The sequence below is a fragment of the Streptomyces sp. NPDC017202 genome (assembly GCF_044331705.1).
In the GTDB taxonomy this organism is placed as follows: domain Bacteria; phylum Actinomycetota; class Actinomycetes; order Streptomycetales; family Streptomycetaceae; genus Streptomyces.
Map to the genome: position 1 here is coordinate 72164 of NZ_JBIRNP010000020.1, position 24478 is coordinate 96641.

The 24478-nt window shown below is 74.5% G+C and carries 17 protein-coding genes; 8 read left to right on the forward strand and 9 right to left on the reverse strand.

The features are described 5' to 3' along the window. Positions 1-38: 38 nt before the first annotated feature. From ACH4N1_RS28555 to ACH4N1_RS28565, 3 genes are all read left to right on the forward strand, one after another. Positions 39-1376 (forward strand): ABC transporter substrate-binding protein, encoded by a 1338-nt coding sequence (locus ACH4N1_RS28555; RefSeq protein WP_398101476.1) that lies wholly within the window; start codon positions 39-41, stop codon positions 1374-1376. Between the two features lie 74 nt (positions 1377-1450). Next, on the forward strand, positions 1451-3493 hold the full coding sequence (locus tag ACH4N1_RS28560; protein WP_398101479.1) for a beta-galactosidase: 2043 nt from the start codon (positions 1451-1453) through the stop codon (positions 3491-3493). Positions 3494-3618: 125 nt separating this feature from the next. Continuing rightward, complete coding sequence (locus tag ACH4N1_RS28565) at positions 3619-5652, forward strand: RICIN domain-containing protein (protein ID WP_398101482.1); 2034 nt, start codon at positions 3619-3621, stop codon at positions 5650-5652. 140 nt (positions 5653-5792) lie between these two features. Here the strand turns inward: ACH4N1_RS28565 and ACH4N1_RS28570 are convergent, their stop codons facing one another. From ACH4N1_RS28570 to ACH4N1_RS28595, 6 genes are all read right to left on the reverse strand, one after another. After that, on the reverse strand, positions 5793-7349 hold the full coding sequence (locus ACH4N1_RS28570; RefSeq protein ID WP_398101485.1) for a CHAD domain-containing protein: 1557 nt from the start codon (positions 7347-7349) through the stop codon (positions 5793-5795). A gap of 28 nt (positions 7350-7377) precedes the next feature. Then, positions 7378-8280 carry an STM4011 family radical SAM protein gene (locus tag ACH4N1_RS28575; RefSeq protein WP_398101488.1) on the reverse strand — a complete coding sequence of 301 codons (903 nt, stop codon included), beginning with the start codon at positions 8278-8280 and terminating at the stop codon, positions 7378-7380. A gap of 9 nt (positions 8281-8289) precedes the next feature. Further along, the gene (locus ACH4N1_RS28580; protein WP_398101491.1) at positions 8290-9651 is read right to left on the reverse strand and encodes an STM4012 family radical SAM protein; all 1362 of its coding nucleotides are present in this window, start codon (positions 9649-9651) and stop codon (positions 8290-8292) included. Then, positions 9648-10475 carry an STM4013/SEN3800 family hydrolase gene (locus ACH4N1_RS28585; protein ID WP_398101601.1) on the reverse strand — a complete coding sequence of 276 codons (828 nt, stop codon included), beginning with the start codon at positions 10473-10475 and terminating at the stop codon, positions 9648-9650. Before ACH4N1_RS28585 ends, ACH4N1_RS28580 begins: the two co-directional genes overlap by 4 nt. A 127-nt stretch (positions 10476-10602) precedes the next feature. Beyond that, entirely contained in the window at positions 10603-11739 is a 1137-nt protein-coding gene (locus ACH4N1_RS28590) for an STM4014 family protein (RefSeq protein ID WP_398101494.1), read from the reverse strand. A gap of 106 nt (positions 11740-11845) precedes the next feature. After that, positions 11846-12805 (reverse strand): STM4015 family protein, encoded by a 960-nt coding sequence (locus ACH4N1_RS28595; RefSeq protein ID WP_398101497.1) that lies wholly within the window; start codon positions 12803-12805, stop codon positions 11846-11848. Positions 12806-13019: 214 nt separating this feature from the next. On the opposite strand from ACH4N1_RS28595, the gene ACH4N1_RS28600 reads away from it, so the two are divergent. From ACH4N1_RS28600 to ACH4N1_RS28610, 3 genes are all read left to right on the forward strand, one after another. Then, positions 13020-13346 (forward strand): hypothetical protein, encoded by a 327-nt coding sequence (locus ACH4N1_RS28600; protein WP_382795304.1) that lies wholly within the window; start codon positions 13020-13022, stop codon positions 13344-13346. A gap of 31 nt (positions 13347-13377) precedes the next feature. Next, positions 13378-14475, forward strand: a complete 1098-nt coding sequence (locus ACH4N1_RS28605) for a DUF6745 domain-containing protein (protein ID WP_398101604.1) — start codon at positions 13378-13380, stop codon at positions 14473-14475. 320 nt (positions 14476-14795) lie between these two features. Continuing rightward, complete coding sequence (locus ACH4N1_RS28610) at positions 14796-17342, forward strand: discoidin domain-containing protein (RefSeq protein ID WP_398101500.1); 2547 nt, start codon at positions 14796-14798, stop codon at positions 17340-17342. Positions 17343-17471: 129 nt separating this feature from the next. Here the strand turns inward: ACH4N1_RS28610 and ACH4N1_RS28615 are convergent, their stop codons facing one another. From ACH4N1_RS28615 to ACH4N1_RS28625, 3 genes are all read right to left on the reverse strand, one after another. Then, positions 17472-18194, reverse strand: coding sequence for an FAD binding domain-containing protein (locus ACH4N1_RS28615; protein WP_398101502.1), 723 nt, complete (start codon positions 18192-18194; stop codon positions 17472-17474). Between the two features lie 205 nt (positions 18195-18399). After that, positions 18400-19722 (reverse strand): peptidoglycan DD-metalloendopeptidase family protein, encoded by a 1323-nt coding sequence (locus tag ACH4N1_RS28620; protein ID WP_398101505.1) that lies wholly within the window; start codon positions 19720-19722, stop codon positions 18400-18402. Between the two features lie 66 nt (positions 19723-19788). Further along, positions 19789-21069, reverse strand: coding sequence for a lysostaphin resistance A-like protein (locus ACH4N1_RS28625; protein WP_398101507.1), 1281 nt, complete (start codon positions 21067-21069; stop codon positions 19789-19791). 138 nt (positions 21070-21207) lie between these two features. Between ACH4N1_RS28625 and ACH4N1_RS28630 the strand changes: the two genes are divergently transcribed. Together ACH4N1_RS28630 and ACH4N1_RS28635 are read left to right on the forward strand one after the other, a co-directional pair. Beyond that, positions 21208-23565, forward strand: coding sequence for a histidine kinase (locus ACH4N1_RS28630; protein WP_398101510.1), 2358 nt, complete (start codon positions 21208-21210; stop codon positions 23563-23565). Beyond that, the gene (locus tag ACH4N1_RS28635; protein ID WP_382793904.1) at positions 23565-24221 is read left to right on the forward strand and encodes a response regulator; all 657 of its coding nucleotides are present in this window, start codon (positions 23565-23567) and stop codon (positions 24219-24221) included. Before ACH4N1_RS28630 ends, ACH4N1_RS28635 begins: the two co-directional genes overlap by 1 nt. The last annotated feature ends 257 nt before the right edge of the window (positions 24222-24478 follow it).

Here is a 24478-nt window from a genome sequence, read left to right on the forward strand (position 1 = left end):
TCACCCCGTCCCACCCACGAAGAAGTGGAAGCACCCTCATGCGCAGAAACACCAGCCGCCTGCTGCGCGGCATCGCCCTCCTGTCGGCCGTGGCCCTGGGCGCCACCGCCTGCGGCGGCTCCGACGACGACTCCGCCGAGAAGGCGGTCTCCGCCTCCGACGTCCAGGCGGCCCTGAAGAAGGGCGGCACGGTCACGGTGTGGTCCTGGGAGCCCACGCTGAAGACGGTCGCCGCCGACTTCGAGAAGAAGTACCCGAAGGTCAAGATCAACCTGGTCAGCGAGCGGTCGGGCGACAAGCACTACACCGCGCTGTCGAACGCGATCTCGGCCGCGAAGGGCGTCCCGGACGTCGCGCAGGTCGAGTACTTCGCGGTGAACCAGTACGCCCTGGGCAAGGGTCTCACCGACCTGGCCCCCTTCGGCGCCGACAAGCTGGCGTCCAAGTACACGCCCGGCCCGTGGAACGCCGTGAGCGAGGACAAGGCGATCTACGGCCTGCCGATGGACTCCGGCCCGATGGCGATGTTCTACAACAAGAAGATCTTCGACAAGTACAAGATCGCCGTCCCGACCACCTGGGACGAGTACGTCGACGCCGCGCGCAAGCTGCACAAGGCCGACCCCAAGGTCTACATCGCCAACGACACCGGCGACGCCGGCTTCACCACCAGCATGCTGTGGCAGGCCGGTTCGCGTCCGTACAAGGTCGACGGCACCAACGTGAAGATCGACTTCAGCGACGCGAAGGCCAAGAAGTACGCGGAGACCTGGCAGAAGCTCATCGACGAGAAGCTCCTCGCCCCGGTCACCGGCTGGACCGACGACTGGTACAAGGGCCTGGGCGACGGCAGCATCGCCACCCTGACCACCGGCGCCTGGATGCCCGCCAACTTCGTCACCGGTGTGCCGAACGCGGCCGGCCAGTGGCGCGCGGCCCCGATGCCGGCCTGGACCAAGGGCGACAAGGCCAGCGCGGAGAACGGCGGCAGCTCGCTGACCCTGCCCTCGCTCGGCAAGAACAAGGAACTCGCCTACGCCTTCGTGGAGTACGCGAACTCCGGTGACGGCGTCCAGACCCGCGTCAAGCAGGGCGCCTTCCCCGCCACCAAGGCGGAGCTGGAGTCCCCCGCGTTCCAGAGCACCAAGTTCGACTACCTCGGTGGCCAGGAGGCGAACAAGATCTTCGCCGAGTCCGCCGCGAACGTCGCCAGCGACTGGTCGTACCTGCCGTTCCAGCAGTACGCCCACTCGATCTTCAACGACACGGTCGGCAAGGCCTACGTCTCGAACACCAAGCTCGTGGACGGTCTGAAGGCCTGGCAGGACGCCTCGGTGAAGTACGCCGAGGAGCAGGGCTTCACCGTCGAGAAGTAGGACAGCACCAGACGCAGGGCGGCGCGGACGGACTCCGCGCCGCCCCCCGTGCACCACACCCCGGAAGGACCGCCATGATCTCCACCCTCCACTCCCGCCGCCGCGGAGCGGACGGTGACCCCGCCCCCCGACTGGCCTACGGCGCCGACTACAACCCCGAGCAGTGGCCCCGGGACGTGTGGGAGGAGGACGTCCGGCTGATGCGTGAGGCCGGCGTCACCGTGGTGTCCGTGGCGATCTTCTCCTGGGCCCGGATCCAGCCCACCCACGACACCTGGGACTTCGGCTGGCTCGACGAGGTCATGGACCTCCTGCACGCGAACGGCATCGGTGTCGACCTGGCCACCGCGACCGCCTCCCCGCCGCCGTGGCTGACCACCGCCCACCCGGAGATCCTGCCGGTGACGGCGAACGGCGAGACGGTGTGGCCGGGCGCCCGTCAGCACTGGCGTCCCACCTCCCCCGTCTTCCGCGAGCACGCCCTGCGGCTGGTGCGGGAGCTGGCGACCCGGTACAAGGACCACCCCGCGCTGGTGGCCTGGCACATCTCCAACGAGCTGGGCTGCCACAACGTCTACGACTACTCCGACGACGCGGCCCGCGCCTTCCGCGGCTGGCTGCGCGCCCGCTACGGCACGCTGGAGGCCCTCAACCACGCGTGGGGCACGGCGTTCTGGTCGCAGCGCTACAGCGACTGGGAGCAGATCCTGCCGCCGCGGCTGGCCGCCTCGCACCCCAACCCGACGCAGCAGCTGGACTTCAAGCGCTTCTCCTCGGACGTGCTGAAGGACTACCTGCGCGCCGAGCGGGAGATCCTCCGCGAGATCACCCCCGACGTGCCGGCCACCACGAACTTCATGGTGATGGGCAACACCAAGGGCATGGACTACGCGGACTGGGCCGACGAGATCGACTTCGTCTCCAACGACCACTACGTCCACCCCGGGCCGCAGGACCGCGACGAGCTGTCCTTCTCCGCCAACCTGACGAGCGGGATCGCCGCCGGGCGGCCCTGGTTCCTGATGGAGCACTCCACCAGCGCCGTGAACTGGCAGCCGGTCAACGTGGCCAAGCGGCCCGGCGAGCTCGCCCGTGACGCGCTGCTGCACGTGGCGCACGGCGCGGACGCGGTCTGCTACTTCCAGTGGCGGCAGTCGGCGGCCGGCGCCGAGAAGTACCACTCGGCGATGGTCCCGCACGCCGGCGCCGACAGCGACCTGTTCCGCGCGGTGACCGCGCTCGGCGCCACCCTGAAGACCCTCGCGCCGGTCGCCGGGACCGAGCGGGAGACCGCCCGGGTCGGCATCGTGTACGACTGGGACTCGTGGTGGGCCAGCGAGCAGGACTCGCACCCCACCTCCCTGCTCGACTACCGGCAGGAGGCGCTCGACTGGTACTCGGCGCTCCTCGCCCTCGGCGTCCGCGCCGACCTCGTCACCACCCGCTCCGACCTCTCCCGCCACCAGGTGCTGATCGCCCCGGTGCTGCACGTGGTCCCCGCCGAGCTGGCCAAGGAGCTGACCCGGTACGCCGAGCAGGGCGGTCACCTGATCACCACGTACTTCTCCGGTGTCGTCGATGAGAACGACCACGTCTGGCTGGGCGGCTACCCCGGCGCCCTGCGCGAGCTGCTCGGCATCCGCGTGGAGGAGTTCGGGCCGCTGCTGGCCGGGGAGAGCGTGGAGCTGGACGACGGGACCACGGGCACCCTGTGGACCGACCGGATCACCGTCGCCGACGCCGACACGCAGGTCCTGGCCGGCTACCGCACCGGTGCGCAGGCCGGACGGCCCGCCGTCACCCGCCGCACCACCGGGGAGGGTTCGGCGTCCTACGTCTCCACCCGCCTCGGCGTCGAGGGCCTGGCGGCGCTGCTGCCGCGGCTGCTGGAGCCGGCCGGGGTCACGAGCGAGCTGCCGGAGGAGGCCCGCGGCCGGGTCGAACTGACCGTCCGGAGCGGGGACGCGGGACGCTTCCTGTTCCTGGTGAACCGCACCGACGACACGGTGCCCGTGACCGGGCTGGCCGGGGACGTCCTGGTCGGCACCGGCGGCGCCGACGGCGCCCTGGTCCTCGGGCCGCGCGAGGTCGCCGTACTGCGCCAGAGCGCCGGCTGAGACGGGCGCCCCACCCCCGCACGACTCCTCGGCGCGGCACGTACGCGTGCCGCGCCGAGGGCCATGCCCTCCCGCCCCCGGCGGGAGGGGCCCATGCAGCGACCGCACCGCAGTTGGGAGAACAGATGGCACGCCGTACGCGCAACAGACGGACCCTCGGGGCCGCCGCACTGACCGCCCTGGCCACGGGGGCCGCCCTGCTCGCCGTTCCGGCGCAGGCCGAGGCCGCCGCGGCCGTCACCGTGACGCCGGACCCGTCGTACCGGCAGGAGAAGTTCGAGGGGTGGGGCACCAGCCTCGTCTGGTTCGCCAACGCGACCGGTGACTACCCGGCGGAGATACGCGAGAAGCTCGCGAGGCTCCTCTTCGACGACGACGGGCTGGCGCTCAACATCGCCCGGTACAACATCGGCGGCGGCAACGCCCCGGACGTCGAGGACTACCTGCGGGCCGGCGGCGCCGTCGAGGGCTGGTGGAAGGCGCCCGCGGGCACCACGCGCGCGGACACCGACTGGTGGAGCGCCGACGACCCGGCCGACTGGAACGAGAACGCCGACGCCACCCAGCGCTGGTGGGTCGACCGGATCAAGAACGACATCGACCACTGGGAGACGTTCAGCAACTCCCCGCCGTGGTTCATGACCGTCAGCGGCTACGTCTCCGGCGGGTTCGACGCCGGCGCCGAGCAGCTCAGGCCGGAGTCGGTCGACGACTTCGCCGCCTATCTCGCGGGCGCGACGAAACGGCTGGAGAAGGCCGAGGGCATCAAGGTCGACACGATCGACCCGTTCAACGAGCCGAACACCACCTACTGGGGCACCCGTCTCGGCGCGGACGGCGAGCCGGTCGGCGGCCGTCAGGAGGGTGCGCACATCGGCCCCGCGGTCCAGCAGCAGGTCCTCGCCGCCCTGGCGCCGGCGCTGAAGAAGGCGAAGGTCAAGGCGGACATCTCGGCGATGGACGAGACCAACCCGGGCATTTTCGCCACGAACTGGAACTCCTACTCGCAGGCCTCCCGCGACCTCGTCGACCAGATGAACGTCCACACCTACGGCACCGGGCAGCGCACCACCGTGCGGGACCTGGCCAAGGCGGCGGACAAGCCGCTGTGGATGAGCGAGGTCGAGGGCGACTGGGGCGACGGCCAGAGCTTCACCGACATGCGCCCCGGTCTCGGGCTCGCCCAGCAGATCGTGAACGACCTGCGCGAACTGGAGCCCAAGGCCTGGGTGTTCTGGCAGCCGGTCGAGGACCACGACAACATGAGGCCGGGCGGCGAGTCCGCGAAGGGCGGCAACTGGGGCAGCATCCAGCTCCCGTTCAGCTGCACCTCCGAGGACACGCTGGAGTCCTGCCCGATACACACCAACACCAAGTTCGACACCGCGCGCAACTTCACGCACTTCATCAAGCCCGGCGACCGGCTGATCAAGGTGGACGACACCTCCAGCGCCGCCGCCGTCACCGCGGACGGCAAGGGCGCCTCGCTCGTCCACGTCAACAGCACGACCGAGGCCCGCACGGTCACCGTCGACCTGTCGAAGTTCCGCAGGATCGGCAAGGACGCCACCGTCACCCCGGTGGTCACCAGCGCCGACGGCAAGCTCCGGCCGCAGGCGCCGATCGCGGTCGCCGACGGCCGGGCCACCTTCACCGTGCCCGCCCAGTCGGTGACCTCCTTCGCCGTCGAGGGCGTCTCCGGCGTCGCGAAGGACGCCCCGCTGATCCGCAAGGGCCGCACCTACACGCTGACCGGCGTGCAGAGCGGCAAGGCGGTCACCGTCGCCGCGAACGGCACCGGCCTGGTCCTCGGCACCGGCAACGGCACCGTCGCCCAGCAGTGGCGGCTCGACGCCCGGTACGGCGAGACCGGCGCCCGCCAGCGCTACGTGTTCGCCAACCCGGCCGAGGGCAAGCGGCTGGCGGTCCGCGACAACGTGCCCGTGGTGGAGCCCGACACCGGTGAGCGCGACCCCGCCACCGAGTGGGTCATGTCGACCACCGGTGACGGCACCTGGACCCTGGTGAACCCCGCCACCGGCCGGGTCCTCGAGGTCGGCGGCCAGGCGACCCACGAGGGTGCCGCCGTCACGACCTGGCCGCCCAACTCCGGTTCCAACCAGCGCTGGAGGGTGACGGACGTGACCGACGCGTCGTAGCCTCCCGCCCGCAGTCCGAAGGGCCGTGCCCGCACCGTGCAGTCGACGGTGCGGGCACGGCCCTTCGTGTGCCGGGGGCGGACGCGGCCCTTCGCGCGCCGAGGGCGGGGCGTCAGGAGCGCTTCGCCCTGTGCGGGGCGTCAGGAGCGCTTCGCCTCGCGCGGGCCGCCGCGTTCGGCCGCCCGCCACAGCTCCGGCAGCTCCCGTTCCCGGTCGGCGGCCCCGGCCTGCTCCCGGCCGTACAGCAGCCCCCAGGTGAATCCGGGTTCGCCGGCCCGGTGGGCGGCCACGGCCTGGCGGCGCAGGGTCTCGCGGGCCACGACGCTGTCGTGGTGGTCGCCGAGCGCCTTCTGCACGGCCTTGACGCGCTTGCCGAGGCGTTTCGCGGTGCCGCCGAGGGCCGGCCGGGCCGCCTCGGCGGCGTACCGGACCCGCTTGGCCGCCTTGCGGGCCTGGTGGAGGGCGGCGTCGCGCTCCGGACCGGCGGGTGTGCCCAGGGCGCGCTCGACGCGGCGGGCGAGGCGGTCGTGCTCCTTGCCGAGTGCCCGGGGCAGCACCTTGGCCGGCTTCCGGGCGGCCTTCGGGCGCAGCGGCGGGTGGGCGCTCAGCCGGTCCAGTGCCTCCAGGAGGGCCACGTAGCGGGGCGAGGACAGCGCCGCGAGGGTGCGGTCGCGGGCCTCGGCCGAGCGGGCGACGTCCCATGCCTGGAGGCGGGCGGAGACCGGGCCGAGGACCAGTTCGCCGGGCAGCGCGTCGACGCCGCCGCGCAGCCGTTCCAGCAGCACCTCCTGGTCGCGTTCTGCGCCCAGTTCGCCGCCGAGCCACTTCAGTTCGGCGCGGACCGGCTCGGTGGCCCCGCGGTCGAGGAGCGGACGGTAGGAGCGCAGGCAGCTGCGCAGCCGGCGGCAGGCGACGCGCATCCGGTGCACCGAGTCGGGCAGGCCGCGTCGTACGGCCGGGTCGAGGTCGACGATCGCCCGGACCTGCCGGGTCAGGTAGGCGTGCACGTGCTCGCCGGCGGTACCGGGGGTGCCGGGGGGCGACTGCGGGGCGGGCAGCGCGGCGGGCACGGTGTCGTTCAGGGCGCGGACCGCCTTGGAGGGGGCGTCCGAGCGGGTGAAGCCCTCCTTGCCGAGGGCCTTCTCGACCCGCTTCAGCACGGTGGCGGCGGGTTCCTCGGCGACCGCCTCGACCTCCAGCTCCGTCCAGGACGTGTGGCCGCGGTCGCCGCGCAGCGAGTCGGCGCGGACCCGGTCGAGCGTCAGCTCGGCGAGGAGGCCGCCGTCGGCGTCGAGCAGTTCGCGCACGGTGCGGTCGGTGCGCAGGCGCAGCACCGGTTCGAGGCGGGCGCCGCGGGTCCGGGAGAGCAGCAGGTCCCGCAGGCCGTCGGGGATGTCGTCCGGGTTGCCGTGGTCGTTCGTGCCGAGGGGGGCGCGGATCTCTTCGCGGGTGTCCTCGTCCAGCGGCAGCTTCAGGTGCCAGCCGGCGTCGGAGCCGCCCGTACGGCGGCGCAGGGTCGCGCGGGCGCGCAGCAGGCGCAGGTCGGCGGTGTCGTAGTACACCGCGTCCAGGTCGTGGCGGCCTCCGTCGGCGAGCGACCAGTCGCCGCCCGCGCCGGTCAGCCGGGACAGGCTCGGAAGGCCGCCCCCCGCCGGCACCTCGTACTTTCGTTCGATCTCCCGCGTCGACTCGGTCATGCCTACCCGGTTGACACGATCCGCCGGATCAAACCTCCCGCGGACCCGCGGGCGCGGGGGCCGGCAGGTCGACGGCGTGCCGGGAGGGCACCGTGGCCGGGACGCGCTCCAGCACGCCGCCGGCGAAGACGTCGTAGAGGGGCAGCGTCTCCAGGTGGACGTAGCCGATGTGGCAGTCGCAGACGGCCAGCGGGCAGGGGCGGGGGCGCAGGGCGGCACGGTAGGAGCCGTCGTAGAGGTTGCCGAGGGGGGCGGGGACGAAGTGGCAGCGGCGGACCGTGCCCTCGCCGTCGACGGAGACCACGGACTCGCCGGTGCGGCAGGGCAGGCCGGCGCTGGCGTGCGGGTGGCGGCTGTACGGGAACAGCGGGTCGAGGTCCGTCCACCGGGCGGCGTCGGCGTCGCTGTAGGTGTGGCCGTCGGCGGCGTTGATCCACAGGTAGACGTGTGCGGGGAGGTCGGCGCGCAGGCGGCGGGCCGCTTCGAGGTGGTCGGGCAGGCCGACGACGCCGACGCTGAAGCGGATGCCGCGCGTGGTGAGGTCGCGGCACTTGGCGAGGAAGCGGTCGTAGGGGGTCTGGCCGGGGTGGTAGGTGCACCACAGGGCGAGGGTGTCGGGGTCCGCGTCGGCGAGCCAGTCGGTGCGGCAGCTGAGGTTGGTCTGGACGGCGACCCGGCGGATGTGCGGGAGCCGGGACAGGTCGGCGAGGGCGCGCCGGTACCAGGAGCGGACCAGGCCCTCGCCCCAGGGGGTGAACAGCAGGGAGAGGCGGTCGTCGGTCTGCCGCGCCGCCCAGTCGGCGAAGCGCTCCAGCGCGGCGCGGTCGGCGCGGAGCTGGTCGCCCGTGTCGCGCCGCTTGGCGAACGGGCAGTAGGGGCAGTCGTAGTCGCAGGAGGCCAGGGGACCGCGGTAGAGCAGGGTCAGGTCCATGACCGGTGCTCACTTCCTCTCGTAGGCGGCCATGGCGGCCCGCACGGCCGGGGAGAACAGGCCGGGGCCGATCGCGTCGGAGTGGGCGAGGCCCTCCGGCGTGAGCCTGAGGACGGCCGGGTCGCCGGTCAGCCAGCCGCGGTCGGCGAGGCGTTCGAGTTCGGGGCCGAAGTCGTCGGCGGGGGCGGTGCCGAAGCGGGCCCGGTAGTCGTCGGTGCGCAGGCCGTCGGCCTGGAGGAGGGACTGGAGGAGGTGGCGGCGGCGCGCCTCGTGGCCGTCCATGGCGTGGCCGACCTCGGCGTGGGCGAAGTCGGTGGTGGAGACGTAGTCGTCGATGATCGCGCGGACCTCGTGCATGCCGACGGCGTAGTCGAAGGAGTAGTGCAGGCGGGCCGTGTAGGAGCGGGCGCCGCAGCCGAGTCCGATCATGCCGTCGGTCTGGCAGGCGTAGTCGTCGGCGCCCTGGGGCGGGGCGTCCGTGCGGCGGAACATGCGCATGGACTGCTGGGTGTAGCCGTGGGCGAGGAGGTGGTCGCGGCCGGCCCGGTACAGGCGCAGCCGCTGTTCGTCCCATTCGGGGTCGGGGCCGCCGCGGCGGCGGTCGAGGCCGGTGAGGGGGCGGACGTAGAGGGGGTAGAGGTACAGCTCCTCGGGACGCCAGGCCAGGGCCGCGTCGAGGGAGTGGCGCCAGGTGTCCTCGGTCTGCCCGTCGATGCCGTAGATGAGGTCGATGTTGAGGACCGGTACGCGGGCGTCGCGGATCCGGCCGAGGGCGGCCTCGACGTCGGCGCGGCGCTGCGGGCGCACGGCGGCGCGGGCCTCGGAGTCGACGAAGCTCTGCACGCCGAGGCTGAGCCGGGTGGCGCCGCGGCCGGCCAGGACGGCGAGCCGGTCGGCGGTGGCGGTGGCGGGCGAGGCCTCGACGGACAGGGGGACGGCACGCAGGTCGGCGCCCATGCGGTGCTCGGCGATGTCGCAGAGGCGGTCCAGTTCGGCCGCGGTGAGGAAGGTGGGGGTGCCGCCGCCGAAGGCCGCGGTGGCGAAGCGCACCTCGTCGGTGTCACCGAGTGCTTCCCGTACGGCGTCCGCCTGGCGTTCGAGCGCGTCGAGGTAGGCGCCGGTCAGGCCGTCGGGGGCGCCGATGCGGGTGAAGAGGTTGCAGAAGCCGCAGCGGACCTCGCAGAACGGGATGTGCAGGTAGAGGGAGAGGGCGTCCTTGGGTTCGGCCGCCCACAGGGTGCTCAGCGCGGGGCGGTCGGGGAGGGCGCGGTAGGCCGTCTTGTGCGGGTAGGCGTAGACGTAGTGCTGGTAGGGGCTGGTGCGGGTGATCGGCTCGATGGCCGGCTCGGCGATCGGCTCGGCGGTGGTCATCCGGTGGCCTCCGTCGGACGGGGTGCGGGGTCGAGGAAGAAGTGGGCGTAGGGCACGGTCCACACCGACTCGTGGCCGAGGCGGTGGCCGGTGTAGCCGTCGTCGCCGTAGGCGGTGCCGTGGTCGGAGCAGACGATCGCGAAGCAGCGGCGCCGGCTGCTCGCCGCCGCGAACAGCCGGCCGATGTGCCGGTCGACGTACTCCAGCGCGGCGGCGTGCGAGGCGCGGGTGTCTCCGGACCCGGGGGTCGCGCCGGGCAGGTGGAACCAGTTCGGCTGGTGCAGCGCGGAGACGTTGACGAACAGGAACAGGCGCTGTTCGTCGGGGAGTTCGCGTACGACGCGTTCGGCGCAGGCCACCTGGTTCTCGAAGGAGCGGGGCGAGGTGACGCCGAACTCCGGTGCCCAGTGGGACTCGTGGAACAGACCGGGCAGCACCGAGCCCAGCGGGCCCTGCTTGTTGAAGAAGCCCACTCCCCCGACGCACACGGTGTGGTAACCCGCCTTCGCCAGGCCGGACACGAGGTCGGGGGTGTCGAAGACGAACGTCTTGTCGGCGGTGGTCTCGCTGCCGGCGAAGCTCGCCGCGAACAGGCGCGGGTGCGGTCCGGGCGCGGCCGGGGTGGGCAGGAAGCCGGCGAAGATCGCCTGGTGGGAGGCGTAGGTGAAGCTGCCGGGGGCGTGCCGCTCCTCCCAGCGGCCGCCGGGGAGGTGGCGGGCCAGGTTCGGCAGGCGGCCGGCGGCGGCCAGTTCGGCGGCGACGTCGTGGCGCAGGGTGTCGAGGGTGACGAGAAGGAGGTCGTGGCTGCCCACCACCTGGTTCATGTCCGGCTGGTTCGGGGCCGACTGGTTCGGGGCCGACTGGTTGAGGTCCGGGTGGTTCGGGGCCGACTGGTTGAGGTCCGGGTGGTTCGGGGCCGACTGGTTGAGGTCCGGGTGGTTCGGGGCCGGGTCACGCATGGGGTGTTCCTGTTCTGTGGCGGGCGGGGGCGCCGCTCAGGGCCGCGGCCACCTGGGTGGCGTAGGTGTCGAGGCCCTCCGCGCCGCTGCCGGGGAGGCCGGTGAGCCGGGGCAGCAGGTCGCCGAAGGCGTTCACCTCGCCGACGGCGGCTCTGCGCCAGTCGACGGCCGGCAGCAGGTCGACGCCCACGCAGAGGGTGCGGGGGAAGCAGGCGGCGGCCCGCTCGCACACGCCGAGCAGGTCGGACCAGCGGGCGCCCGCCGCCGCCACGGCCCGCCGGGCCGCTTCGAGGTCGCCGCGGCTGCCGCCGAGGTGGAGGTTGGTGAGGGGCGAGCGGCTGGTGCGCACCACGGCGTGGGTGGCGCGACCGGCCACGACGACGACCCGCAGATCGGCGGCGCGGCCCTGCTGGGAGGCCTTCGGCAGCCAGCGTTCCAGGTGCAGGCCGTCGGGGGCGAGCGCGTCGACGACGGCCGCGATGTCCCGCTCGTCCTGGTAGCGGCGGACCCGCAGCGAGTTGAACAGGCGCCCGTCGGAGGTGAGTTCCACCGAGGTGGTGGCCCTGATCCGGCCCGGTCCGCCCGTCTCCACGGCCAGCACGCCCGACGCGGACGAGCCGTGCGCGGGTTTGACGAACAGCCGCGGCATCCGGTGCTCCCGCATCAGCGCCCGTACGTCGTCCCAGCCCCGTACCGGGGCGGCCGCAGGGCCCGAGGTGGGCGAGGCCGGGACCGGTACGCCGGCGGCGTCGAGGACGGCGTGGCAGCGCCGTTTGTCGAAGAGCACGGGGAGGTCGTCGGGATCGTCGAGGCGGATGCCGCCGTGCAGGCCGGCGAGCGCGGCGGTGAAGCCGGCGTACCAGCGGGCCGAGCCCTCGACGCGGGTGGGGTCGGCGGTGCCGCGCAGCAGCCGGTCGACGTCCGCGTTCTCGCCCGGTGAGTCGATCCGGACGATCTCCTCGGGGCCGAACTCGGCTCCGCCGTCGCGCAGGACCTCCGCCCAGGCGACGACGCGCGGGGCCGGAAGGCCGGCCGCGCGCACGGCGTCCGCGAAGAGGGTGACGCGGCGGTTCTCGGGGTTGCCGACGACCGCGAAGCGGGGCCGCCGGTGGGGGGCCGGCCGCTGCATGGCGTCCTCTCGTGGGGTGTTCGGGTGCCCGCGCGGTGCAGGGGTGTTCCGGGGCGGGCCGAGGGGGGTGCTCAGGGATGTGCCAGGGGTGGTGCTCAGGGGGTGTTCACTCCCCCACGGCCACGTACCGCCACACCGTGCCGTCGTCGTCCTGGTCCTCGTCGGCGTCGTCGCGGTCGAGGTCCACCTCGACGCCCTCGGTCTCGACGGTCCGGCGGATCCGGTCCGTCAGGGCCTCGCTGAGGTAGTGGTGGTGGAGGTCGAGCTTCTTCAGGTGGGTGAGGGGCTGTCCGGCGAGGAGCGCGGCGCCGCCCTCGTCGGTCAGGACGCCCATGGACAGGTCCAGGACCTCCAGGCGGGCGACCACCGGCGCGGAGGCGACGGCCGCGGCGACGGCGTCCTGCATCTCGCTGTTGCGCAGCGCCAGGTGGCGCAGGCGCGGCAGGCGGGCGCCGGACAGGATCGGCTCCAGGTCGGCGGCCTCGCTGTCGCCGCCGTAGTCCGGGGTGCCCAGCCACAGGTCGAGGTGCTCCAGCGCGGGCAGGTCGCTGGCGCCGATGCCGCGCACGACCTCCGCGGGCAGACCGCCGGACTCGATGGTGAGCCGGCGCAGGGCGTCGTGCCTCAGCGCCGGGAAGCGCAGGCCCGAGCCGCCGCGGACGCCGAACTCCTCCAGTTCGGGGTAGGCGGCGAGGAGGGGCGTCAGATCGGTCTGGTTGATCCAGGAGATCTCGCACTCCTCCATGACCATGTCCCCGACGAACAGCGCCCGCAGCGCGGGGAACCGCTCACGGGCCGCCACCAGCGCCTCGACGACGGCGGTGGGCTCGCTGTCGTACGCCTCCTGCCAGGCGCCGACGATCAGCGCGCGCACGCGGGTGGTGTCGACGGCGGCGCAGAAGCGGGCGAAGGCCTGCGTCCACTCCTCGTCGGCGTCGTACACGTCGCTGGTGACGCGCCAGGCGGAGGCCTCCGCCTCGGGAAGGTCGTCGGTCGGCGCGTCGGGGCCCGGGAAGGTGTAGGCGGGCAGCCGGTACAGCGCGTCGAGGTGGTCACCGATGGTCATGCGGCTGCTCCTGAGGAGGACGAGGGTGCGTTGCGTGGTGACCGCAGTTCTACCAACAGGCACTGACAGGACCGGTGGCGGGGCGGTGGTCGGGGCGGGCGCGGTCCGGCAGGTGTGGCCGGGGCGCGTGCGGTCCGGGCGTTGTCAGTGGGGGCGCCTACGGTCTGCGTCATGAGTCCGGCGCGTCCCGCGCCGGCGGGAGGGAGGGCCGTTCGTGTACCGGCAGGGAGACGTGCTGATCGTTCCGGTGGCGGAGGAGGCCGTGCCCGCGCATGTCGCCGCCGCGCCGAAGGAACCGCGCGACCGGCGGGGCCGGCTGGTGCTGGCGCTGGGCGAGGTCACCGGGCACGCCCACGCGGTCGTCGGACCGGGGGAACTGGTGCGGGAGCCGGGACCGTTCGGCCCGCTGCTGCTGCACCTGCCGCAGGGCGGCCGGGTGGTGCACGAGGAACATGCGGTGATCCCGCTGCCCAAGGGGTGGTTCCGGGTGATCAGACAGCGGGAGTACGTGCCGGGGTCCGTGCGGATCGTGGCGGACTGAGCGGGTGGGGACGAAAGTGACGGAGGAGCGGATGACCGGCGCGGGCACCATGGGCGCGGGGGACACGCGCGGCGCGGCGGACACGCGCGACAGCACGGACACGCGGGACGCCGCCGAGGGCGTCGGCTTCTGGCGCGCGTGTGCGGCGGCGGCCGTGCCCGCCGACCGCGCGGCCGCCGAGGCCGGCGTCCGGCTGGCGTACCGGCGGGCCGGGCTCGCGGAGCCGGAACAGGTGCTGTGGGCCGCCTCCCCGCGCGAGGCGGTCACCCTGATACGCGCGCTGCGGGACCGGGGCCCCGGTCTCCGCGAGGCGGTCCGCACCGCCCCCTGGGCACGCGAAAGGGCGCGTTTGCACGGCGAGTTGGGGCCGGCGGGGTGGGCGGCGCACTGGGCGGCGACGGGTGGCCGCCTGTGGGAGACCACGCAGGCCCTGGTCGAGCGGATCCGGCGGGGCGTGCTGGAGGAACTGGCGGACGGGCCCGGCCCCGGCGGCCGGGCCGCGGAGGCCGAGGTGCGGCTGCTCCTGCTGGACGCCGTGCTCGGACAGCACGACGCGCCGTGGCTCGCCGCGTTCCCCACCGACCGGGAGCCGCTCGACGGGCTGGCCGCGGTGTGCCGCACGGCCGGCTGGTGGTGGCCGTTCGCCGGGGTCGCGGTGGTGTGCGAACGTCCGGTCGCGCTGCACCGGGACGAGGCGGGCCGCCTGGACCGCGGGGACGGCCCGGCGCTGGCGTATCCCGACGGTTTCGCCCTGTACGCCTGGCGCGGCATGCCGGTGCCCGCCGCGTTCCTCGACGAGCTGACGGCGCTGACGCCGGAGCGGATCCGGGCCGAGGAGAACGCCGAGCTGCGCCGGGTGATGCTGGAGCACTACGGCTACGACCGCTATCTGACCGACTCCGGGGCGCGTCCGCTGCACCGGGACGCCACGGGCACCCTGTGGCGGATCGACCTCGACGGCGACGAGCCGGTGGTGATGGTGGAGGTCCTCAACTCCACACCGGAGCCGGACGGCACCCGGCGCACCTACTGGCTCCGGGTGCCGCCGTCGACCCGGACGGCCCGCGCGGGGGTCGCCTGGACGTTCGGGCTGCAACCGGAGGCCTACGCGCCGGTGCGCGAGACCTGACCGGAGCTCCGGGACCGGGCCCGGCGTCCGCCGGACGGGTCCGGCGGACGGGTCCGCGGGCGTCACCTTCTGAACACGGCGGTGGCCGCGGCGAGTCGACCGCGGTCACCGCCCGAAAAGTTTCCTGCTTCACGGGGCTTGCCGGACCGGAGAAGTCATCAGTTAAATCAAGTCGTGAACTAAGCGGTTGTTCCGGCGGGTTGCGCACGCCTCGTTGAACCCGCACGTTCCCGCACCCGTCCGTGACCACCCGCACCCATCTGTCCGTACTCACCCGCACTCACCCGTACCCGCCCCCACTCACCCCGCAGGGAACCAGCATGAGACTCAGATCCCTGGGTGTCGCGCTCGCCGCCACGGCGGCGTTGCTCGCCCTCCCCACGACCCAGCCACCCGCGGCAGCGGCCGACACCCTGCTCTCCCAGGGCCGGACGGCCACCGCGTCGTCGACCGAGAACGCCGGCACCGCCGCCGCCCTCGCCGTGGACGGGAACACCGGCACCCGGTGGTCCTCCGCCGCCACGGACGCGCAGTGGCTCCAGGTCGACCTGGGTGCCACCGCCACCGTCACCCGGGTGGCCCTCCAGTGGGAGGCCGCCTACGGCAAGGACTACCGGCTCCAGATCTCCGCGGACGGCAGCACCTGGACCGACCTGAGGACGGTCACCGGCGGCGACGGCGGCACCGACACCCACGACGTGTCCGGCCAGGGCCGCTACGTCCGGATGCAGGGCGTGCACCGGGCCACCGCCTGGGGCTACTCCCTCTGGGAGTTCCAGGTCTACGGCACCTCCGGCGGCACCGCTCCCGGCACCTGCGACGCCGCGAACGCGGCACAGGGCAGGCCCGCCACGGCCTCCTCGACGGAGAACGCCGGCACCCCCGCCTCCGCCGCGTTCGACGGCGACGACGGCACCCGCTGGTCCAGCCAGGCCTCCGACCCCCAGTGGCTGCGGGTCGACCTGGGCTCGGTGCGGGACCTGTGCGGGATCGACCTGAACTGGGAGGCCGCCTACGCGAAGGACTTCCAGATCCAGGCCTCCGCGGACGGACAGACCTGGAACACCCTGCGGAGCGTGACCGGCGCGACCGGCGGCAGGACGAGTTACGACGTCAGCGGCTCCGGCCGGTACGTGCGGATCAACGGCACCACCCGCGCGACGCCGTACGGCTACTCGCTGTGGGAGGTCGCCGTCCACACCGGCACCGGCGGCATACCGCCGATCCAGGGCGGCGGCGACCTGGGACCCAACGTCATCGTCGTGGACCCGAGCACCCCGAACCTCCAGCAGAAGTTCGACCAGGTCTTCGCCCAGCAGGAGTCGAACCAGTTCGGCTCCGGGCGCTACCAGTTCCTGCTGAAGCCCGGCACGTACAACGGCGTCAACGCCCAGCTCGGCTTCTACACCTCGATCTCCGGGCTCGGGCTCAACCCCGACGACACGCAGATCAACGGTGACATCACCGTCGACGCGGGCTGGTTCAACGGCAACGCCACCCAGAACTTCTGGCGTTCGGCGGAGAACCTGGCCGTCCGCCCGGTCAACGGCACCGACCGGTGGGCGGTGGCGCAGGCGGCGCCGTTCCGCCGGATCCACGTCCAGGGCGGCCTCAACCTCGCGCCGAACGGCTACGGCTGGGCCTCCGGCGGCTACATCGCCGACTCGAAGATCGACGGCACCGTGGGGCCGTACTCCCAGCAGCAGTGGTACACCCGGGACAGCTCGGTCGGCGGCTGGACCAACGGCGTGTGGAACATGACGTTCACCGGCGTCCAGGGCGCCCCGGCCACCGACTTCGACACCGGCCCCTACACCACGCTGGACACCACCCCGGTCTCCCGCGAGAAGCCGTTCCTGTACCTCGACGGCAACGACTACAAGGTGTTCGTGCCCGCCAAGCGCACCAACGCGCGCGGGGTGTCCTGGCCGGCCAACGCGGGCGGCACCTCGATCCCGCTGAGCCGGTTCTACGTCGTCAAGCCGGGCGCGACGGCCGCCACCATCAACGCCGCGCTCGCCCAGGGCCTGCACCTGCTGTTCACGCCCGGCGTCTACCACCTCGACCGCGCGATCGAGGTCGACCGTGCCGACACGGTCGTGCTGGGTCTCGGCCTGGCCACGCTCGTGCCCGACGGCGGCGTGGACGCGATGCACGTGGCCGACGTCGACGGTGTCCGGCTCGCCGGGTTCCTCATCGACGCGGGCGCGGTCCGCTCCGACGCGCTGCTGCGGATCGGCCCGGCCGGGTCGAGCGCCGACCACGCGGCCGATCCCACCACCATGCAGGACGTGTTCATCCGCATCGGCGGCGCCGGCCCCGGCCTGGCGACCGACTCGGTGGTGGTCAACAGTGACGACGTGGTCATCGACCACACCTGGATCTGGCGCGCCGACCACGGCGAGGGCGTCGGCTGGGAGACCAACCGCGCCGACTACGGCCTGCGGGTCAACGGCGACGACGTCCTGACCACGGGCCTGTTCGTGGAGCACTTCAACAAGTACGACGTGGTCTGGAACGGCGAACGCGGGCGGACGGTCTTCTTCCAGAACGAGAAGGCCTACGACGTCCCGAACGCGGCCGCCGTCACCCACGACGGCATCGTCGGCTACGCGGCCTACAAGGTGGCCGACACGGTGAACGAGCACGAGGCCTGGGGACTGGGCAGTTACTGCAACTTCACGTCCGACCCCTCGATCGTGCAGCACCACGGCTTCCAGGTCCCGGTGAAACCGGGGGTGAAGCTGCACAGCCTCCAGGTGATCTCGCTGGGCGGCAAGGGCCAGTACGCGCACGTGGTCAACGACACCGGGGCGCCGACCTCGGGCACGGACACCGTCCCGTCCAAGATCACGCAGTTCCCGTGAAACAGGTGAGACGCGTGAGACGGGCGTGACCGCCTGCCGGTACGGCGACGACGGCCGTCGTACCGGCAGGGCCGCCGTACCCGCGGGTCCGGCGTCCGGCCGGGGTGCGCGGCGCGGCGCCCGCCCCGGTCAGCCCTCGGCGGAGCGCGCCAGCACGTCCGCGACCTGCCGGTGGACGACCGCACGGGCCTCGGCGGGCAGGGCGCCGAGCTCCGTGCGTTCCAGGGCGTGCGACGCGTCGTCGGGGCCGGCCCCGCACGGGACGCTCTCGCTGAGCACCTCGTAGCCGTCGCGGGCAGCGACCCGCAGGAACCGGCCGCCGTCGCCGTCGGCGTGGACGGCGGTCGCGACGACGAAGGGCGGCGGTCCGCCCGCGTCCGCGGGAGCCTTGTGGTAGCCGCTCACGACGGGGTCGCGCCAGCGCAGTCCGAGCAGGAGGTGGCGCTTGGCCACGGCCTCGGCGAGATCGGTCTCGTACACCCGGTCGGACGCGAGGACCGTGGCCCGCGCGTCCAGGACGAGGGCGGCGGGCAGCAGGCACCGCAGCGTGCTGCCGACGATGTTGCCGCCGACGGTGGCGGTCCTGCGCACGGCTCCGGTGCCGACGCCGGCGGCGGCCCCGCGCAGCGCCTCCGGCGCCTCACCGCCGATGCGGTGCAGCACCACGGCCGCCCCCAGCGTCCCGCGCCCGACCGCGTTGGCCTCGGGCAACTCCCGCAGCGACATGGCCAGTTCGGGAAAGCCGTCGCGCTGCCAGGTGGCCCACACGAGGGTGGCCCCGCCTATCGGTACGGCACCCTCGGCGAGGCATTCCTGCGCTTCGGACACGGAGGTGGGGAGACGCAACAACACGGCGACCGACCTTCCTTCCCGGGGAAGCCGGCGGTGCGGAACCGACGCCTCCGCCATGTGGTCACGGGCAGAGCGCATTCTGCCCACGCCCGTGGGGGCGCGTACAGGGCTCACTGCCCTGCCCTGTGCGCCCCTCGGGTGGGGGACGGCCCCGGGCGCCGGCGCGGTGGGGCCGTCCGCGGACGCCTCCCCACGCCACCGGCGTTCAGCCCCCGAGGGCGAGCCAGGGCTGCGGGTCGGCGTAGTAGCCGTCGTAGACGACCTCGAAGTGCAGGTGGGGGCCGGTGGACAGGCCCGTCGAGCCGACCCGGCCGATCGGGGTGCCGGTCCGCACGCCCTGCCCGACGGTGACGCCGAGGACGGAGAGGTGGCTGTAGGTGGTCTCCAGCCGTTTGCCGTCGACGGTGCCGTGGTCGATGACGACGCGGTTGCCGTACGCCCTGGTCATCGCCGCGAAGACGACCGTGCCGTCGCGGGCCGCGGTGACCTGCGCGCCCTGCGGGGCGCCGAAGTCCACGCCGGTGTGCAGCTTGGTCACGCCGGTGAGGGGGTGCTCGCGGGAGCCGTACGGCGACGTGACGACCAGGGTCGTCACGGGTGGGGCCAGGATCGCGTCCGCGGGCCCGCCGCCGGCCGGGGCCTCGCGGTCGAACGCCGCGTAGCGCGGTACGAGCCGCTTCACCTCGGCGAGGTAGGTCCGGGCACCCGCGGGCACCCGTCCGGCCGCCGCGACCTCGCGGCTGCCCACGGCGTACGCGGCCAGGGTGAGGTCCACCAGGTCGCCGGTGACGGTGCCGTCGGTCCTGAGGCCGGTGATCTCCGCGGCGAGGGCGCAGTCCTGGCGGCCGAGCGCCATGATGGCGTCGGCGGGGTCGCGGGGCGAGGAGGTGCCGTTGCCGTCGTCGTCCTTGCCCCAGGCGCGCCACTCCGCGTCCGTGAAACCGGCGATGCCCTGCTCGCCGGAGAGCCGCCCGGTGTCGTCCCGCCAGCCGGAGAGCTGGTCGATCTGCGCGGCGAGCACGGACGGGGTGACGACGGTGCAGCCGGCCGCGGCGTTGCGCAGCCACGGCACGTAGGACTCGTCGATCCCCGGGACGGTGACCTGCTGCCCGTCCGCGCCGGGAGTCCAGTCCGAGGGGAGCCCGCCGGTCAGCGCGAGGACCCCGGCCACCGCCGACAGCGTGAGCAGGCCGGGCAGCACCAGCAGGGTGAAGGGGCCGGGGCCGCGGCGTCGAGGGCGGTCGGTGGAGACGGGCGGGGTGGTGGGGGCGCCGGGATCGCCGGACGGGCCGGCGTCCGCGGACTCGTCCTGTCCGGCGAGCGGTTCGGCGGCGGGAAGGGCGGGCCGGCCGCCGGCCGTGTCGGCAGTGTCCCGGTCCGCGTCCGCCGACTGCCGCTGCGCGACGGGACGTTCCGCCGCGGCGGGCGGCACGTGGCCTGCGGCGGACGGTTCTCCGGCGGCGCCGGGGAACCGTTCCCCGGCGGAGCCCTCCTGCGGGCGCGTCTCGACGGCCCCGTTCTCGTTCATGCCACCGGCCGTCGGGGGGAGTTGCTCGTGCTCACGGGCGGACGCTAGCGCGGGCCGCGGTCGGAGTCACCGGACGGGAAGGCAGAGGGGGGGTGTCCCCGGGGGCAGATCCGGTACGTCCGCGCGGGCGCCGTGGGCGACGGGAAAGCCGGGAACCGGCGCGGAGGCGTGTCCGGCCGGGGCGGGCGGGAGCAGCGCGGAGGCGTGCCCGGCCGGGGCGGGCGGGAGCAGCGCGGGGACGGGCGGGAGCGGTGCCGGGAGGGGTGGCAGCGGTGGCGGGGCGGGCGGGAGCGGCGCCGGGACGGTGCGCGCCGGTCGCCGCCGCCGGGCCAGCCACAGGACGGCGGCGGTGTACAGGGCGATTCCGGCCAGGTCGAGGACGACGAGCTGCCAGGGCAGGTCGGCGGCGGTGTCCTCGCTCTTCAGACCGTCGACGACGGCGGCCGCGGCGGCGAAGGCGAAGAGGTTGTTGACGGCGTGCAGAGCGATGGCCGCCTCCAGCCCGCCGGTGCGCACGGTCAGCAGGCCCGCGACGGCTCCGAACACCACCAGGTCGGCGAAGCCCCAGGGGGTGCCCCAGCCGTGGGCGGCGGCGAACAGCACCGCCTGGGGCGCGACCGCGATCCAGGGCGAGCGGACGAAGGCGCCGACCGCCTGGGTGAGCCAGCCGCGGAAGACGTACTCCTCGGCCGCCGCCTGGAAGGGCACCAGCAGGACCAGCACGGCCAGAGCCGGCCCGAAGACCTCCCAGCCGGCCCACCGTTGCGGCTCCCCGTCCTCCGCGGACAGCAGGAACATCGCCCCGCCGGTCACGGCGAGGACCGGCAGGGCAGCGAGCACGCACAGGCCGAGCCAGCGCCACCGCAGTCCGCCCGTCACGGAGGAGACCGTGCCGGCCGGACGGCGGCCGATCCACCGGACCGCGAGGAGTACGAGGGGGATGGCCACGGCGAGCATCGCCAGGTCGACGGCGGTGGTCGTCACCGGCCCGAACTCCACGGTGTTGTCCGGGCCTTCGGGGTAGCCGCGCGCGACGCCCACGGCGGAGACGAGGGCGTAGAGCAGCCCGGCCGTCAGGGTGTACGCCACCGCCAGGAACAGGGTGCCGAGGACGGGCCGCCACCATCGGTGACGTGTCGCGACGCGGGCCAGCCGGTGGTGGCCGAGCGGTTCGGCGGGGTGGCCGGGCGGCGGGAGGGCGGGGCCGCCCGGCTGCGGAAAGGCGGGGTGACCCGGCTGCGGAACGGCGAAGCGGCCCGGCTGTGGGAGGGCGAAGCGGCCCGGCTGTGGGAGGGCGGCGGGACGGGGAGGGAGCGGGGGCGTCCCGGAGGCGGACGGGTTCGTCATGGCGGCCATCCTCGCCGACCGCCGGTTGCCCGGGCATCGGCCCGGCGCAGGAACGGCGCCTCCATCGCAAGGTAGAGAGCGGCCTCGTACCGGTGCCGGGTGCGGCCCGGCCGGGCCGCGGCCTACGCTCGTCGCGACATGGACACGATACGCAACTGGCTGCTCCCCGCCCTGCTCGCGGCCGGACAGCTCACCTGGTGGGCGGCCGGCGCCGACCCGGCCGGCGCGGACGCGCCGGGGCCGGTCCGGCTCGCGGCCGTCCTGGTCGTCCTGGCCGCCGAGACCGTCGCCCTGGGCCGTCGGCGGCAGGCGCCGGTGCGGTGCCTGGCCTGGACGCTGGGCACCCTGGTGACCGGCCAACTGCTCTGGGAGGACGGTTACCTGGGTCTCGGCGGGCCGGTCGCGCTGTACTCGGTCGCCGTCCGCCGCCCCGTGCCGGTGACCGTCCGCGCGGTCGCCGCGGCCGTCGGCGTCGAGTGGTCGCTGTCGTTCGCGCACCTCGGGTTCCGGCCGGCCCTCGCCTCGGAATGGGCGCTCGGCGCGCTGGTGTACCTGGTGTGCGCGGGACTCGGCGAGGGCCGGCGCCAGTGGCTCGACGGACGGTCGGCCGCCGCCCGTCGGCTGGCCGGCGCGGAGGAGGCCCGGCGGCGGGCGGCCGACACCGAACGGCGGCGGCTGGCCCGCGAGTTGCACGACGTGAGCGCGCACCACCTGACGTCCGTCGTCATCACCGCCGACGCCGCCCGCCGACTGGGTCCGGGAAGACCGGAACTGACGGCGGAGGCCCTGTCGTTCGCGCAGCGCACCGGCGCGGAGACGCTCACCTCGCTGCAACGGCTCGTCGGGCTGCTGTGGGACACCGACGACGGCACGGAATCCCGCCCGATGACTGCCCGGATCGAGGAACTCATCGCCGGTTTCGGACGGTTGGGCCGGCCGATCGAGGCCGACCTCCCCGACGACCTGGCCGGTCCCGCGGCGGAGGCGGTCCACGGGATCGTCCGCGAGGCCCTCACCAACACCCTGCGTCACGCGCCGGGCTGCGCCACCCGCGTCGGCGTCCGGCGCGGGGACGGTGTCCTGGAGCTGACCGTGGACAACGCCCCGCCGCGCGGCTCCGCCCCGCCCGGGGTCGGCGGTCTGGGATCGGGGCGCGGGCTCGCGGGGATGCGGGAGCGGGCCGCCGCCGTCGGCGGAGAGCTGACCGCCGGTCCCCGGCCGGACGGGGGCTGGCGGGTCCGGGCCACGCTGCCCGACGCCACCGGGCCCCGGGGCCCGGCCGAGGGGGCCGGACGCCGGGACGTGCTGCGGGAGCAGCGGCTGACCGATCCCGTCCTGGTGTTCTCGGCGGCGGTACTGCCCCTGGTGCCCGCGCTGGTCGCCGCGGAGGACTGGACGGACGCGAGTCTGCGGGGCGCCCTGCCCGCACTGTTCGTCCTGGCGGCGCTGCTGACGGTCCACGCGGTGCCGTTGCTGTGGCGCCGGCGTGCCCCGTGGGCGGCTCTGCTCGGGGTGCTGGCCACGTCGTGGCTGTGGCCGGTGGCGGTCGTCGTGGCCGACGTCCCGGTGCGGGTGTCGCGGTTCTTCGACGTGGGAGCCGTCGCGGAGCTGCTCGCCGTGTACGCGATGGGGGTCTACGGCCGTGGCGCCGCCCGGACCTGGCCGGCCTGGGGGGTGTCGGCGGTGTCGCTCTCCGCGGTCGTGGTGGTGACGGCCGCGACGGAGGGGCGGCTGACGGGGACGGCCTCGGTGCGGCTCACCGCCGTGGTGGTGTTCATGCCGCTGGTCGTCGTGACGGCCGGGGTGTTCGCCTCCCTGTGGGGTGCCGGGCTGGCGGTGCGCCGCAGGCGCCTGCGGGTCCTGGCCCTGGACGACCACGCGCTCGCCGCCTCACGGTGGCACGCGGAGCGGGCCGCGGACGCGGAACGGCGGCGGCTGGCGGCGAAGTTGCGCGACGCCGTCCTGGAGCGCACGGCCGCGCTGATCGAACGGGCCCGGCAGGGACAGCTGGAGGAGGTGGCCACGGAGGCCCGGGCGGCGCTGTCGGCGATGCGCGAACTCCTGCACAGCCTGGGCGGATCCGAGGACCCCGGGCGGCGCCACTCCCCCGCGCCCGGCGCCGCGGACCTCGTCTCGCTGTGCCGGGACCTGTCCTCGTCCGGCCGCCGGGTGAGCGTGCGGGGGCTGCCGAGGGCGGCGCGGGACCTGCCGCCCTCGGTGGCGCTGTCGGCGTACGGGATCGTGGAGACGGCGCTGGGCGCGGGTGACCAGGGTCCGGCGCGGGTCACCCTCAGGCGGCACCGGGACACGCTGCGGGTCACCGTGTCGGGCGTGCCGCTGGCGGTGACCGGACCGGTGGCCGAGCGGCTGCGGACGCGGATCCCCGCCGGGGCGGGGCGGATCGTGCTCGAAGAGCCCGGTATCGTGAGGGCGTTGCTGTCGGCCCGGCCCGGTCCGGAGCCCGTTCAGGAGGTGTCCCCGTCGTCACGCGTGTGATGGTCGTCGACGACCAGGCCGTGGTCCGTGCCGGATTCGCCGCCATCGTGGACGCCGAACCCGATCTGACCGTGGTCGCCGAGGCCGGTGACGGGGCGTCGGCGGTGGCACTGGCCGCCGAGGAGCGGCCCGACCTGGTGCTGATGGACATCCGCATGCCCGGCATGGACGGCCTCACCGCGACCCGTCTGGTCACCGCGGCGCCGGACGGGCCGCGGGTGCTGGTGCTGACCACCTTCGACCTGGACGCCTACGTCTACGAGGCGTTGCGCGCGGGGGCGTCGGGGTTCCTGCTCAAGGACGCCCTGCCCGAGGACCTGCTGTCCGCGATCCGGGTCGTCGCCGCCGGGGAGGGCATCCTGGCCCCGACCGTGACGCGCCGCCTGATCGGCACCTTCGCGCAGGGCGCCCCGCGGCCGCCCGCCGTCACCGGTGCGCTGTCCTCGCTCACGCCCCGGGAGAAGGAGGTCCTGCTGCACATCGCGGCGGGGCTGGCCAACGCCGAGATCGGCGCCGCGCTCGGGGTGACCACGGGCACGGTGAAGACCCATGTGAACGCCCTGCTGTCCAAGCTGGGGCTGCGCGACCGCGTGCAGGCCACGATCCTGGCGTACGAGAGCGGGCTGGTGCGGCCGCGCGGCACGGCCGACGCGTAGGGCATCCCGTTCCATCAGGCCGGGCTCGCGGGCCCTGCCGCGCAGGCGGCCCCGGGGAAGCCGGGCCCGTACCACCGCCTGTCCGAGCCGGTGACGTCCCGCCCGCGCGAGGCGCGGGAACCGCGTCCGGCGTGCGGGCCGGCCGGGGGGGGGGGCCCCCCCGCCCCCCCCGGGGGCGGGGGGGGGGGGGGCGGCGGGGGGGGGGCGGGGGGGGCGCCCCCGCGGGGGGGGGGGGGGCCGCCCCCGCCCGGCGCCCC